This window comes from Sphingomonas oligophenolica (assembly GCF_039522915.1).
Classification (GTDB): domain Bacteria; phylum Pseudomonadota; class Alphaproteobacteria; order Sphingomonadales; family Sphingomonadaceae; genus Sphingomonas; species Sphingomonas oligophenolica.
On sequence record NZ_BAAAEH010000055.1, the window covers coordinates 19,387 to 33,981 of the forward strand.

13 protein-coding genes are annotated in these 14,595 nt (G+C 59.3%); 8 read left to right on the forward strand and 5 right to left on the reverse strand.

Features of this window, described 5'->3' with window-relative positions:
* Window positions 1–29: 29 nt before the first annotated feature.
* The 5 genes from ABD050_RS24845 to ABD050_RS24865 are packed head-to-tail and all read right to left on the reverse strand — an operon-like array spanning window position 30 to window position 5,852.
* Window positions 30–989, reverse strand: a complete 960-nt coding sequence (locus ABD050_RS24845) for an MBL fold metallo-hydrolase (RefSeq protein WP_343892232.1) — start codon at window positions 987–989, stop codon at window positions 30–32.
* 27 nt (window positions 990–1,016) lie between these two features.
* A complete protein-coding gene (locus ABD050_RS24850; protein WP_343892233.1) occupies window positions 1,017–1,823 on the reverse strand; it encodes an SDR family NAD(P)-dependent oxidoreductase in 807 nt (268 codons plus the stop codon).
* Window positions 1,824–1,862: 39 nt separating this feature from the next.
* Window positions 1,863–3,089: a cytochrome P450 gene (locus tag ABD050_RS24855; RefSeq protein WP_343892234.1), complete on the reverse strand. Its 1,227-nt coding sequence runs from the start codon at window positions 3,087–3,089 to the stop codon at window positions 1,863–1,865.
* Between the two features lie 40 nt (window positions 3,090–3,129).
* A complete protein-coding gene (locus ABD050_RS24860; RefSeq protein WP_343892235.1) occupies window positions 3,130–4,512 on the reverse strand; it encodes an acyl-CoA reductase in 1,383 nt (460 codons plus the stop codon).
* A complete protein-coding gene (locus tag ABD050_RS24865; protein ID WP_343892236.1) occupies window positions 4,509–5,852 on the reverse strand; it encodes an acyl-CoA synthetase family protein in 1,344 nt (447 codons plus the stop codon). Before ABD050_RS24865 ends, ABD050_RS24860 begins: the two co-directional genes overlap by 4 nt.
* A 273-nt stretch (window positions 5,853–6,125) precedes the next feature.
* Here ABD050_RS24865 and ABD050_RS24870 point away from each other — a divergent pair, with 273 nt between their 5' ends.
* The 8 genes from ABD050_RS24870 (at window position 6,126) to ABD050_RS24905 (ending at window position 14,561) form a co-directional block, all read left to right on the forward strand.
* On the forward strand, window positions 6,126–7,211 hold the full coding sequence (locus tag ABD050_RS24870; protein WP_343892237.1) for an amidohydrolase family protein: 1,086 nt from the start codon (window positions 6,126–6,128) through the stop codon (window positions 7,209–7,211).
* Between the two features lie 74 nt (window positions 7,212–7,285).
* Window positions 7,286–7,960: a hypothetical protein gene (locus ABD050_RS24875; protein ID WP_343892238.1), complete on the forward strand. Its 675-nt coding sequence runs from the start codon at window positions 7,286–7,288 to the stop codon at window positions 7,958–7,960.
* Window positions 7,961–8,092: 132 nt separating this feature from the next.
* Window positions 8,093–9,640: an AMP-binding protein gene (locus ABD050_RS24880; RefSeq protein ID WP_343892240.1), complete on the forward strand. Its 1,548-nt coding sequence runs from the start codon at window positions 8,093–8,095 to the stop codon at window positions 9,638–9,640.
* A gap of 3 nt (window positions 9,641–9,643) precedes the next feature.
* Window positions 9,644–10,987, forward strand: a complete 1,344-nt coding sequence (locus ABD050_RS24885) for a phenylacetate--CoA ligase family protein (protein WP_343892241.1) — start codon at window positions 9,644–9,646, stop codon at window positions 10,985–10,987.
* A gap of 13 nt (window positions 10,988–11,000) precedes the next feature.
* The gene (locus ABD050_RS24890) at window positions 11,001–11,918 is read left to right on the forward strand and encodes an NAD(P)-dependent oxidoreductase (protein WP_343892242.1); all 918 of its coding nucleotides are present in this window, start codon (window positions 11,001–11,003) and stop codon (window positions 11,916–11,918) included.
* A complete protein-coding gene (locus ABD050_RS24895; RefSeq protein WP_343892243.1) occupies window positions 11,911–12,288 on the forward strand; it encodes a carboxymuconolactone decarboxylase family protein in 378 nt (125 codons plus the stop codon). Before ABD050_RS24890 ends, ABD050_RS24895 begins: the two co-directional genes overlap by 8 nt.
* 67 nt (window positions 12,289–12,355) lie before the next feature.
* Window positions 12,356–13,171: an enoyl-CoA hydratase-related protein gene (locus ABD050_RS24900; RefSeq protein WP_343892245.1), complete on the forward strand. Its 816-nt coding sequence runs from the start codon at window positions 12,356–12,358 to the stop codon at window positions 13,169–13,171.
* 211 nt (window positions 13,172–13,382) lie between these two features.
* Entirely contained in the window at window positions 13,383–14,561 is a 1,179-nt protein-coding gene (locus ABD050_RS24905) for an amidohydrolase family protein (RefSeq protein WP_343892246.1), read from the forward strand.
* Window positions 14,562–14,595 lie beyond the last annotated feature (34 nt).

Here is a 14,595-nt window from a genome sequence, read left to right on the forward strand (position 1 = left end):
TACAGTTGCGAACCTTTCAGGATTATCGATCAGGACCACGCCCAATAACGCTTTCCCTCGCCCTTTAGCAAGCGACCGAACTCAAGTCCTGGGAAGTGCGACGAAGAGACATGAATGTTGGTCCCCTCGATTTCCTGGCGGAGGATGTCCTTCGAGCGCTTCGCCATGGCCGGGTCGATATCGGACATGATAGCGAACTCGCTGTCTACCAGTTCGAGCGGACAGTGGATCACGTCGCCCAGCATCATGGCCCGTTCCTCGCGCGAAGATACGATCGCGATTGAGCTACCAGGGGTATGGCCGGGCATATGCCGCAGATCGATGCCGGGGGCTACCGTGCAATCGCGATCCCAAAGCTCGATCTGGTTGTGCACCGGCTTCATCCGGCTCTTCGTGGAATCGACACCCAGCATCAGCTTGAAGGTCGTCTCGTCGGGCGCTGTGTCGCTCAGGAAGAAATCCGCGTCGGCCTGGTGCGCCCAAAGCTTGGCATTGGGGAAGAAGGACGCGCCGTCCCGCGACACCCAGCCCATGTGATCCGGGTGGAGGTGCGAGAGGACGACGTCGGTAATCTCGTCCGGTCGAACGCCTGCCTTCGTCAGGCTGTCTTCCAGCCAGCCATGTTCGAGCTTCTGGACGCGCAGCATGTTGGTGAACCATTCAACCTGCGCTTCGGGCGCTCCCTTAGAGCGGAAAAACTCTTCCACCTCCGCCTCGACCATCTGGGGTTTCATCTGATGTTCCGGATGGCCACAGTCGCCGTGGCCGCAGCCCTGTGCCGAAGGACCAAGGCCTGCGTCCAGCAGGACGACTTGATTGCCGGTACGGACCAAGAACGCACCCAGTTGTGCGCTCATCTTCCCATCGGGCAAGATGTAGTTGCTGTGAACCGCCGCAGCTTCCGGGTCCAGATCCGGCAGACCCGGCGCTGCAGGTGTCGTCCATTCTCCGTCCAGGATCTGGATGATTTCGAGGTCGCCAATTCTCATGTCGATTTCCTTCGCGTTCGGGATCGCTCAGCGGCCGATCATCGCGTTGCCAGCGCCCGCGAGATGCGCGCCATCAACCGCGACTTCGGCGCCGTTTACGTAAGATGCATAATCCGATAGCAGCCACGCGGCGACTTGCGCATCCTCCCACGGACGGCCCATCCGCCCCTGGGGGATCGTCTTGAGAATGGGTTCGAGCATGCCTTCATAGGCGGTTTCTTCCCGCTCGATACCAAGGATGCCGCCGGTTGTGAGCATGTTCACGCGGATATTGTCCTTTGCGTAGGTGGCCGCCGCGACCTTGGTCAATCCGATGATCGCGGCTTGGGAAGACGACGCATAGGGAGCCGGCGTGAAGGCCCGATGGGCGACCGTTGATCCGTTGTTGACGATGGCGCCGCCGCCATTGGCGATCATCACCGGGATCGCATATTTGATCGTCAGGAAGCTGCCGTGTATCTTGACATCGTGGACATATTTCCAGTCCTCGAACGCCACGTCGCAAAGCGCGACCTTCTCGGTATCCACGCCCGCATTGTTGAAGAGGCCGTCGATACGGCCGAACTTCTCAACCGTAATACTGATCAGCTTCTTGACCGACTCTTCATTGGTGACGTCACATTCGACCCCCAGAGCCCGACCGCCCGTTTCCTCGATTTCTGCCGCCACCGCTTCCACGATGGCACCACGACGTGCACAGATGACGACCGTCGCGCCCGCCTTGGCGAAACCGTAGCCCGCAGAAAGTCCGACGCCCTGGCTTGCACCGGTGATGATGATGACCTTGTCTTGCAAGGTACCGGCAGGCACGATTGTCCTGTCTTTTTCGTTCATCATTCTCTCCAGGTCGATTGTCGGGTCTTCCGAAAATTTCTACCACTGTAGTTCAAGCGCATCCAAGCCGAAGCTGATGCCGCCGTGCCAGGGTGGCTGGTAACCGTCCGGCATCCGGAACTGCGGCATGGTCGCCAACCAGCATTCGATCGCCGTAACCAGTTCCAGCCGCGCCAGGTGCATGCCGATGCAGATATGCTGGCCGAAGCCGAAGGCGAGGTGCCTCAGGCTGCCCCGATCGAAATCGACACGGTCGGGATTGATATAGTCGTGCGAATCTCGCGAGCCGAGCGTGCTCGGGCACACGACCCTGTCACCCGCCTTTATGGACACGCCACAGACATCGATGTCGCGGACTGCGGTCCGGGTGAGTGTCGTGAAGGAAAAGGCCCGGAGCATCTCGTCAACCGCTGCCGGGATCAGGGCGGGATCGCGACGCAGCCGCTCCTGATCGTCAGGATGCTCGGCCAAATGCTTGAAGTGCCAACCAAGCGCGGTAACGACCGTATCGAGACCGGCCGCGAAAAGGATCATGGCCATTCCAAGCGCTTCCGCCTTGGGCGCCCGACCCATAGCCTCCGTGCCGCGAACAACCTCGCTCAATAAATCGTCGCGGGGCGTTTGGCGCCGCATCTCGATCGCCTCGTCCAGATAGGTGCGGATTTTGGTCCACGTCTCTGCGAGGTCGTCGGGGCCGTTTCGCCCCATCGCGGTGTCTTCCCACTCCAGGAATTGTGGAAGATCGGCAACGGGCAGCCCCATTATCTCCAGGAAAATCTGGGTCGGCAGCTTGATCGCGAATTCCCGGATGAATTCACACCGATCGTGCCGCGATATCTCGCCGATCAATTCCATAGCAAGCGCGCGAATACGCTCCTGGCGCGCCTTCACGACTTTGGGCTGAAAGAATGGCTGAACGACGGAGCGAAGCCGCTGGTGATCGGGAGCATCGGACTCGAGCGGTGCGAGAACGAGATCCTCGCCAATCAGCTTACCTACCCCGGTTGAACCTTTACTGATGAAATTGCGGTTGTCGATGAGGACGGCCCTCATTTCCTTCGCGCCGACCGCGATCCAGCAACCGTCGTCATGATCCTGGGGCAGGGGATTATAAGGCGAATATCGAAAACCGCTATCGCCCGCTACCTGCCGCAGCCAGTCGTGAGGCGGGGCTGTCCCACTGTGCCAGGGGTTCTCCTTCACCACAAGGGAAGGCGGGACGTGGGCCGGAACTTTATCGAGGATATTCGGGGTCATTCGAGACATCTCGCTGGTTCGAGACTGTATGAGTCGCTTTGCAAGCCGGTCAGCATTCGTCCGTGATCCACCGGACCAGACGATGCAGCGGGAAAAAACCGTCATGGGGAATGCCGACACCGCCGCCCAGTGCCCAACCAAGCGTCACGATACGCTGCGCACCCGCGGCCGCGAGCTTTTCCCTGATTTCGACCTTGCGCGCAGCAGGGTACACGCCAACCGTTTGGGTGGCGACGCTGGCGTAGCGGAGCGCGTCTTCCAATCTTTCGACTGGCACCACATTGACCGTCTTGGCTTCCGGGTGGAAGTCCACCGGGTCCTCCGACAGAATGACGACACCGCGGCCATCGGAATCTCCCCATACCTTGTAGAAAGGATCGAGCGACCGCAGCGCATCGATATCCTCTCGCAGGGCAGGAGGCATCCGCGCCCCGGCGATCGAGGCCGTCTGGCGCTCCTGGCCCATCGCGGCCTGAAGCAGTTCGCAATAGGCCTCCGCCTCCTCCATCGTCGCCTCGATGAAATGAAACCGGCTCGACGTGCATGCCGACTGATCGTAGAGGCAACTGTCGGTCGCGGCGTGATCGGCGACCTGCGCTAATGTTTCCGGTGACTCGAAAGCTTCTCGACCGATCATCGAAATGGACGTTTTCGGATCGAACGCCACCAGTTCGAACCCCGGTCCGACATATTTCTTGGCGCTGCGAAGCGACCCCTCACCACCCCATGCGACGAGCTTGTCGAAATAGATGGGGCGCAGGAGATATTTCTCGACCGCTTCGTCGCCCCCTTTCCAGTACACGGCGGAAAAACTCTTCACCACGGGATGATCGGGGTCCACTTCAGCCATCGTGCGCAGGATCGCGGTCGCGGTGAAGAGATCGTTCGACGGCAGCTTAAGCAGGTTGATGCCTTTGGTCAGGGCCCCCCGGATGATCGAAATCGCCGCCACGCCCGGCGCGTTGCCTGCCAGCACATGGACCAGACGGGGCGGGAAGGCGCGATATTGCGCGGGGCGGCCTGACGGATCGGTCACACGCCGCCAGCCATCCAAAACGTCTGCGCCAAGCTCGCCCTCGACAAGGAATTTGAGCCAGTCCATCGTAAAAAGATGCGGCAGACTGTCATAAGCGCGTTTCAGCACGCCCCGGTCCAGATCGCCGACGTCCGCCATCGCCTCGAAGGCATCCGCCATCACGCCCGAGGGATCGGCCTTCATCCGTTCGCCTGTGGCGACCAGCAGGTCCATGATCTCCTTGAGCGGCGTGGAAAAAGCCGGCCCGGCTTCGCTGCGCGGCCAGACCAGCGCATCGATATCGAGCGCGGGCGTTAAAAAAGCGCCATAATTTGCGTCTTCGCCGACGACGAGCCGACCCTTGACGAAATGAGGCACGGAAACTTTCGGCGCCACCACGCTGGCCAAATCGTTCATGCTCCGATCTCCCCGCTGATATAGGCATCGATCGTGCCGGCGCAGCCGATCTTGTCCTCTTCGCCGATATCGGCGTAACGTGAGATGTTCGGATGCACGACCAACCCCGGCAGGCGCGTCTCGGGACGTGTTTCCCGAAAGTCCATGGTGACGCGGTCCCCGGTGATCAGGCCGTTCCAGCGCGCCTCGTTCGACAGATCGAGATATGCGTATCGTCCTTCGACAACGCCTTCTCGCGGCCCGGCTGGTCTGACCCCGTCGCGATCAAGCACAAACGGAATGATCCAGGGAACCTGATGATAATATCCGTCCTTGTCCATCGGGAACCCGGCCGACATTTCGGACATGCCATAGCCCTGCTGCGTGCGGACGTTGCCGAAAAATTCGAAAAGCTGTTCCCGATAGTCCGCTGGCAGTTTCGCACCCTTGAGGCCGCCGCCGCTTTGGATAACGGTATCGGGATGGAAATCGCCGTTCGGAACGCCGGCGGCACGCGCACCTTCCATCACCTGCCACATTTGCGCCCAACCCCCGGTGATGATCATGGGCTCGTGTCTCAGATCGATGATCTTCGCGATCATTTTCGAGAAACGCTCGGCCATCTCGGCGCCTTTCGAGCGACCGCTATCTTCCAGCGCAGCAATCTCGCTGGGCGCTGCCCTGCCTTCCGCCATCTTCAGGCGCATTTCCGCCATTCGGGTAATATCGCTGAGACGCAGCGGTTCGTCCGAGAGATAATGGCGCGAGTCGGGCCTGCCATAAAGACTTGCGACATGGTTTGCGGCGACCAGCAAAAGATACGGTCCGGTGCGAGGCCCCATGAAGAAAATGTGATGCTTGCCTTCCGGTGTAATTGGCTCCGGCCAGCATAGGTGCTGCAGATAGCGCTGTAACACATCGTCATCACCCTGCGTTCGGTTAAGGAACGAAACCTTGCCTGACGTGCCGCTAGTTGTATTGACCAGATGTCCCGCCGCCCAAAGTCGGCTGACCCAGTCGTCAATATCCTTGACGTCGTTCAGGTCCACGCCGTCCATTGGTCGCGTCGTCAATGTGCCCAGCCATTTCGTCATTCGGTCCCACTGGCCGTTCTGCACGAAGGAATTGGGGTATGACTTGAAGGACGTGTGAGAAAATAGGAGGGGAATGAGGTCGTCGAGAGTTTTTATCTGGTCTACACCGCTTTCGCGCGCGCGCCTGTCCAGGATCGGCAACTGCTCCCGACGTTCCGCGAACAATTCCCTGGCGGCTTCCAGTTGCAACGGCACAAGCTCGGATTGCGGCGCGGTGTAGCACCCGTCCCGGTGAACCATTCCAAGCAAAGTCGCACGTGCTGTCATTACCCGACATCCTCTCAGAACAGATTATTGCGGGCTTGGAAGCCGCTTGTTGACACCATGCCCGATCGAGGCGGATATCGAGGGCTGGCGAATGCCTAACCCGCTGTTTCCGTTGAGAAACCTGTCGCCGTCTGATCTTGGCGATTAGGCTGTCATTTTATCTACCTGTCGTCAATTAGAAAAGTGACGCCGAGCCCTGTCAGCTTGACTCGATCGGCGCATAGTCATATCGGACGCTTGATAGAAATGAACTGCGGTTGGAGAAGCTTCCCCATGAAACCCTATGTCCTCAGCTGCGACTCCCACGTTGTCGAGCCCCGTATGCTATGGGCGGACAATCTGCCCGCGAGCATGCGCGACAAGGCGCTGATGACTCGCAAGGACGAGAAGAACTTTTTCGTCGACGGCAATGGTATGACCCTGCTCAAGATGCAGGTCGCCGACGGTGTTTCGGGAAACGAGAAAATTGGCCGTTTCGAGATTGATCTGCGCATCAAGGACATGATTCGTGACGGCGTCGATGCCGAAGTCGTGTATCCAACGGTGGGGCTGGTGACATCGCGTCTGGCCGACCGTGATCTGGAGATCGCGTCCTGCAACGTATACAACGACTGGGTGCTGAGCCACTTCAGCAGTCACCGCAACATATTCATTCCGGCGGCCGTCCTGCCGATGTGCTCGATCGAGGACGCGGCGGCTGAATTGAAGCGCTGCGTGAGCATGGGCTTTACGACCGCGATGATTCCGGGGCGTCTTCCGGCTGAGGTGCCGGCCTACAATTCCGATCAGTGGGACGTTTTCTGGGATGTTGCCGCCAGCGCCGACATGCCTCTCATCCTTCATTCCGGGACCGGTGGCGCAACGACGATGGAGCGCGGTTACGGCGCGGCGTTGATCAATTACATGCTATCGGGCCGCGGTCCGATCGATGCAGTTACCTATCTGGTAGCGAGCGGCGCACTCGACCGGTTCCCGAAGCTCACGGTCGCGACCATGGAATGCGGGTCGTCCTACCTGAATTATCTGGCCGAGATCCTTGACGAGATTTATCCTGCGCACATTCATTATGTGCGTCCGAAGCTGAGCCGCAAGCCCAGTGAGATCATCGCCCAGCAGGTCAAGGCTGCATTTTCTCACGACCGGTCGGCCGTTGAAAATCGCAAGGTGCTGGGGCATCAGACTCTTATGTTCGCGACCGACTATCCGCATCTCGAGGGTTCTTTCCCCTTCTCGCGCGAGGCGATCGCTGAAAATTTCCGGGACATCGACATCACTGAGACGGAGAAAGCGGACATTCTAGGCTTGACGGCGGCGAAGCTTTTCAAGATCGAAAATCCGCAGGTGCTCACGGACGCCTGAATGCCGTTGCATGGCGATCGGGCCTGCTTGGCGCCGATCGCAATGACACGTTCGGAGGATTGGGAGAGCGATAAGTGAACGTAGCTGTTAAGCCGATCATGGGATCGGCCACCGACGAACGCGTAATGATGCACGGCTGCATTCGTACTTCGCATGCGGTGATGAGCTATCCGATGAGCTTTCGCGACGTGCATGCGGATTCTCTTTTCGGAATGCGTATGTTTCGGGAAATGGGCGTGCAGGCGGGATCGATGGTGATGTTCACCTCCGGCTCTTCCGAATACGCCAACTTCTGGCCCTATGAGGTTGCCGTATCCAATCTGGAAGCGTGCGTCGCGATCGCCGAAAATTTCATTTTCGATGCGGGGCGCTCGGAAATGTTCATGCGCCGCTTGTCGATCAAGGTGGCGTTCGGCATCACTAACGCCATCCTCGACGGAATGGGGGCCTTGAAGCTCGATGTCGTCAAGGCTTTTGAGCCGGCGGAGGTGATTTGCGCGCGCGACGGGGCTGCGGATCGGCTGAAGGAGCTCGGTTTTTCGCCTTGGCGTATGGTCAGCTTCGGCCCGGCTTTTGGGTTCGTGTCCCCGCAGGGCGAGACGTTCTATGACGCCGATGAGTGGTTGATCGAGGAAGTGGGCGGCGAGTTCCTGATCACCGCCCGTGCGACACGGGCATTGCCGCTGGTTCGCCTTCCGACGGGGGTGAAAGGGTCGGTCAACAGCAACGGTCAATTCACGCTGGCCTGACGCAGTGTTATGCGCGAGGTTCCATGATATCATAGGGGCTGTCTCACGCCGCTCCCAGTCCCGGTGCAGCCAGCGGATTGGTCCTGAGGCATGGGCAACCGGCGGTAAGCGCGCTATTCTTTGGAGTATCTGATGTTCGATACCATCCGCCATCTGTCATTCTACACCATTTTAGAAGAGCATGTCCGATCCTATCCGGGGAAGATTGCGCATGCGTTCGGCGGGCAGAGCACGACTTTCGCGCAACTACTCGAACGTGTGGATCGACTGATCGATGCCCTGGAAACCAGTGGCGTGGTGGCCGGTGACCGTATCCTGTGGCTCGGTCAGAATTCGGACCGGATCATGGAGTTGTTGATCGCCGCTTCTCAGCTTGATGCGATGCTGTGCCCCTCAAACTGGCGGCAGAGCAAAACCGAACTTGCCGCACAGATTGACGATCTGGAGCCGAAAGTGATTTTCTGGCAGAATGAGGAGGTCGGCCCGGAAATTCGCGCTGGCCGCGAACTCGCGAGCTTCAAGGGAGGTCGCTGGCTGCAGCATGATGGCGACGGCGAGGATTCTTACGAGAGCTTTCTGGCGTCAGGTCGTGCCGACCGGAATGATCATCGAGAAGTCGATACCCGCGCCGGCGCTCTGATAATTTATACCGCGGCTTTTGATGGTCGGCCAAATGGTGCCGTACTGAGCCAGAATACCATATTGCTCGAAAATCTCGTTCTCGCCCCCACGCAGCGGATATCCAACGAGACGGTATTTCTGGCGGTAGGACCGCTCTTCCACCTTGGCACCTTGATGCAGTGCCTGACGGTGTTCCATTTGGGCGGCACCAACGTCTTCGTTCGGCGGAGCGACGCGCAATCGATCGCGCAATCGATCCATGATCACAAATGCACGCGCACGTGGCTCGTAAGTAAAACGATGGACGAAATCATCGAGCTAAACCATGATCGCCGCTACGATATCAGCAGCCTTCGTTCTATTCCCTATACCGAAGAGTGGAACCGTATGGTGACGGTCGAACCCGTCGAGACCCATGTTCCGGGGTACGGGCAGACTGAGGTTATGGGGCTGGCGGTGCTACCGCAATATGGTCGCCACGCCATCGGCATTTTCGGTCGCCCGTCACCGCTTTGCCACATGCGGATCGTCGATAGCGAGGACCGCGACGTCGAGCCGGGTCAGGTGGGTGAAATCGTGTTTCGCGGACCCATTGTGATGAACGGCTATTGGCGGCGCCCCGAGCTCAACGCCCAGCGCCATCGGAATGGATGGCATCATACCAACGATCTGGGGCGTCGCGAGGCTGACGGCAGCCTGACCTTTATTGGACCCAAGGTCCAGATGATCAAATCGGGCGTCGAAAATATTTATCCGGCCGAAGTGGAGGCCTGCATCCGCCGCCATCCGGCGGTCGCCGATTGCGGCATCATCGGCGTGCCCCATCCCCAATGGATACAGACTGTCAAGGCGATCGTCGTCCTGAAGCCGGGAAGTGAAGCGACCGAGAAGGACATCGTCGAGCATTGTCGTGCGCAGATCGCCTCCTACAAGAAGCCTTCGAGCGTGGAATTCCGGGAGGACATGCCGCGCCTGGCCAGCGGTGGGGTCAATTATAAGTTGCTGGACGAAATCTATGGCGGCGGCAATTATCCGGGTGGTGAAACCCGAACTTCGTAATCATTGAACGAACGCATCGAGTTCAACAGGAAGAGCGCAAGAGACATGGCAACGGAACGTCCATATTTCGACCCTGAAATCGAGACCATGCCGCGCGACCAGATCGAGGCGCTGCAATTTCCTGCTCTAAAGAAAGTCATCGAACTTGCGTACGAGAAGGCCGGTCTCGTGCGAAAGAAATGGGACGAAGCGGGGGTAAAGCCTTGGGATATCAAGTCCTTGAGCGATTTTTCGCGCCTGGTTCCGTTTATCACGAAAGACGACATTCGCGATTACCGTGCCGAAACGGGCGATCCCTTTGGCGGGATCCTGTGCGCACCAGTATCGGAACTGCGCTCGATCAGCGGCAGCTCGGGCACGACCGGCGATCCGACGTTTCTGGCGCGGCGTGATCTTCACGGGCCCCAGGCCAATTCCCGGTTCGATCGCTGCTTCTGGGATCTGGGCCTGCGTCCAGGCGAATATGCAGTTACCATCAATCCAACCATTCGCGGCTCGACGCTGGCTCCATTGTTGCACTTCGGCTTAACGCCGCTTTGTTTTGACCATACGCCTACCGAGATTGGCCGGCTCGTAGAAACCTGTCGGACCTTCAGGCCTACGGTGATCTCGGCGCTATCGACACCGCTGCTGATGGGGCTGGAACAATTCGAGATCGATACCGGCATTGACCTTGCGGAGGTTTTTTCGAGCTGCAAGGCGGTCGTATGGGGTGGCGAGCCGCTCGGTCCGCGCGGCAGGTCGATTACAGAGCGCTGGAAGATGAACATCATCGAGATTTTGTCTCTTGGCGATGCCACCATAACGCTTCAAGCCGCGAATCATACCGGCGCCTATGCCTGGGAAGATGAGGTTTTCGTCGAACATATCGATCCCGAAACCGGCCTGCCCGTGGAAGACGGCACTCTGGGTGAACTGGTGGCAACGCCTCTGCAAAACATGGTCGATCCCTTAATTCGGTTTCGTAGCGAGGATCTGGTCTGGCTTACCCGTGAGAAGTGCCCGTCTGGCCGAACGCACGCGCGTTTTATGGTAAAAGGGCGCGCCGGGGACCAGATTGTCGTGGCAGGCAAGCCCTTGCTGCCGATCAGCATCTGGCCGACGATCGAATCGCAACCCGAGTCCAAAGCGGGGCTGTTCCAGATCGTCCGCCCCGGTGCGCCGGAGGATTTCCTTCGCTTGCGCGTAGGCTATGCCGGGAACCCCGACCTTGTGTCTCTCGAAGAACGGCTGAAAGACGAGATTCGCACACAGCTCGGCCTCGAGTCCCGTCTGGAACTGGTGCCTAATGACGACCTTCTCAAGCTGGGGCCGCCGCACAAGATTCCGCGAATCGTGAAATTGTAGTCTGTTTGCTACGATGACCGGGAAAATCGGCTTTATCGGGCTCGGTCAAATGGGGTCGCGCATGGCGGCCCGCCTGGTTTGCGGAGGTGACGGTCTCGCGGTATTCGATGTGGACCAAACCGCCGTCGACCGGCTGACGGCGATGGGGGCGACAGCGCATGCGTCGCCCAAGACGATCGGCGATACATGTTCGGTCGTCTTGTGCAGCCTGCCCCGTCCCGAGATCGTGGAACGGGTTTTGCTGGGTGACGGCGGCGTTGCGGAAGGATGTGCGGTCAAGATTGTCGTCGACCTTTCGACGACCGGATCGGTCGTGTGCGAGCGCATAGCTTCTGCGCTGGCCGCCAAGGGCATCACTCTGGTTGACGCACCTGTCAGCGGGGGCGTGGGCGCGGCCGAAACCGGATCTCTGACCCTCATGATCGCAGGGCGGCCGGACGCGCGGTCGCAAGTCGATGCTGTTTTGCGGCGCTTGGCTACACACTTGTTCGTCATCGGCGACGATCCTGGCCTCGGCCAGAAGATGAAGCTCATCAACAACATGCTCTGTGCGGCAAACGCGGTGACGACTTTCGAGGCATTGGTGGCGGGGGTGAAGGGCGGTCTTGACGCCGACACCATGCTGAACGTCATCAATGTTTCGAGCGGCCGCAGCTTCATCTCGACGGACAAGGTGCCACAATGCGTTCTTCCCCGTACATTCCCGCCACGCTTCGCGACGGAACTTCTGCTCAAGGACATGAAACTGGGGGTCAATGAAGCCCTGGCGAATGACGCGCCGTTATGGATGATGATCTCGGCGCTGGAATTTATCTCGACGGCGATCGCTGAAACCGGGCACTTGGCGGACTATGCCACCCTGATCCAATATTTCGAGCGTCGTGCAGGCGTTGAGGTTTCTTCAACTGACAATGGGAACCGTGATGACTGACATGCGCGAAACCGGCAGGGGCATCCTGCGCGAAGTTGTCGGCCAGGAGTATTTCGACAAGCGGGAGGCCTCGACCAACAGCTTTAACGCCGACGCTCGCCGCCTTTCGGAGGAATATTGCTTTGGCGAGATTTGGTCGCGCCCCGGCCTGGAGCGTAAAACCCGCAGCTTGCTCTGCGTCGCCACGATGGTTGCGCTTAATCGGCAACACGAATTGCGCATTCATATCGGCACCGCGCTGACCAACGGCGCCACGGCGGAGGAGATCAAGGAGGTCTTGCTCCAGAGTATCATCTACTGCGGACTTCCCGCGGGGCTGGAGGGCTTCCGGGTAGCCGAAGAAGTTCTCGCCTCCCGGGGCGTGCTTTAAGATTTCGCGAACCCGTCGCAGCTGGCGTGGCCCTGATCGAAAATGAGATGCTGGTAGGAGGTTTTGGATGAGCGAAGTTGGGATTCGCGTCGAATGGGCCGCCGACTACGAGGGCGTGCTTGTCGTTACGATCGATAACCCCCCGGCCAACGCCATGAAGCTGTCGTTGTTTCGAAACATGCGCGATCTCTTCCTCAACGTCCGCGACGATTATGTGAATGCGCGTTGCATCATCCTGACGGGCGAGGGGAAGATTTTCTGCGCGGGCGCCGATACGCGTGAACTGGCGGCCCGGACGACCGAGATGCAAATCGCACGCTCCGAGGTTTCCCGCTCCTGCTTTGATGCCATTCGGCGGTGCGCCTTGCCGGTGGTCGGCGCGGTCAACGGGGCTGCGGTCGGAGCAGGCGTCGTGCTCGCCGCATGCTGCGATATCGTGCTTGCATCGGACAACGCCCACTTCTCCTTGACTGAAGTGCTTATCGGCGCACTTGGGGGCACCCGCCATACCGCCCGCCTCGTTCCCAACAAGCTGATGCGATATATGGCGCTTACCGGCCAACGCGTCAGCGCTGCCGATGTGGCCCGTTACGGTGGCGTTCTGGAAGTGACCAGCCAGGAAGAACTGATCGGGCGCGCACTTGAAATTGCGGGTCAGATCGCGAGCTTGAGCCCGTATGGTGTGCAGCTCATGAAGGAATCGATCAACCTCACCGAAGAGCTGCCCGTCACCGAGGGATACCGGATCGAACAGCTCTACACCACACTGGCATCCAATCTTCCCGACGCTGCCGAAGCGGGATCCGCCATGCGGGAGAAGCGCAAGCCAAACTGGACGGGGCAGACCGTATCCCTGCATCGCAGGAACGACCCCGAGCGCTGATCGCGCAGCCGCGCGTGCGCTGGTCTGCTCGGATATGTTGAACGTGACCGAACGGTGGATCGCCGAGCGCCCGTCATTCGGGTCCGCGAGACAGCTGTCTCGCATTAATCGGTCGATTGTTAGAAAATCTCGTTTTTTTTGATCTTGGTCAATGAACCACGATCCGTTTCGCTGTTCTCTTGCTCCAGGAAGCACGAACGCGAGGCCCAAGATGAGCAATGATAACCGTCCCTTCGTATTCAGCTGCGATGCTCACATCGCGGAGCCGTCCGACCTCTTCACTGCCCGGATGCCGGAGCATCTGTCGCAATATGCCATCACCCTGACCACGGAGGGCAACCGTCGTATCTACCGGGTAGGGGACCGCGTGATCATGCGCTTCCTGCCGGACTTTCCGGCCCACAAGACAGGTAAGACCGACGACGAGTTCTACGCCCAATCTGCGAGCGTAGTGGACACGATGCGCCGTGGATTCAAGGATCTCACGCTGCGCGCGGCCGACATGGATCGCGACGGCGTAGATGCGGAGCTTTGCTTCCCCACCGTCGGCTTGCTCATCGCCAAAATCGGCAATCTTGAGGGCGAGCGCGCGGCCGCCCAAATCTGGAACGACTGGGCTTGGGACTATACCGAACCGATGCGGGACAGGCTGATCCCGGCAGCGGTGATTCCGTCACACGACTTCGACGATGCGCTGGCCGAGTGCAAGCGCGCGGCCGCAAAGGGCTTCGCAGCCTTTTGTATCTGGGAAGGTCTGAACAATTACAACGATCCGCGTTGGGATCCCATCTTCGCATTCGCTGGAGAGGCGGGAATCCCGATCGTGTTCCACACCGGCTTCGGCGATATCGATACCCGGCCGCTGAAAGGACCGGGCGGTGCGCTCTTCAACTATACCCGGTTGATGAACGACTCCGTCGATATCATTTCGCAACTGGTCGGCGGTGGCGTGCTCGCGCGAAATCCCAAGGCGCATATCCTGTTTGCCGAACACAGCGCCGGTTGGCTCTGGAGCCTGGCAGAGCGTATGGACGAGGTCTACATCGGCCACGCCAACAGCGTCGAGCCGAAGCTTTCGCGGATGCCGAGCCAAATCGTTCGCGACCAGGTCCATTGCTCCTTCCAAAACGACACCGGCTCCTCGATGGCCATCCACCGTGGCATCGGGACGTCAGCCTTGTTGTTCGCGACGGATTACCCGCATTCCGAAGGCACGTTTCCATTCACCGGCGATGTCATCCGGCAACTGCGGGCGAACAACCCGGACGTCGCGCCGGACGATCTGGCCGAAATGCTTGGTGGCAACGCGGCCAGGTTATTCACCCGCGCCAACCTGAAACGGCAGTATGAAAAACGTCGCGCCGATTTCCTCGAAGTCGCAGAGGCTTGATCGACGGCGGACAGCCAAAGCGCAATCACGACAT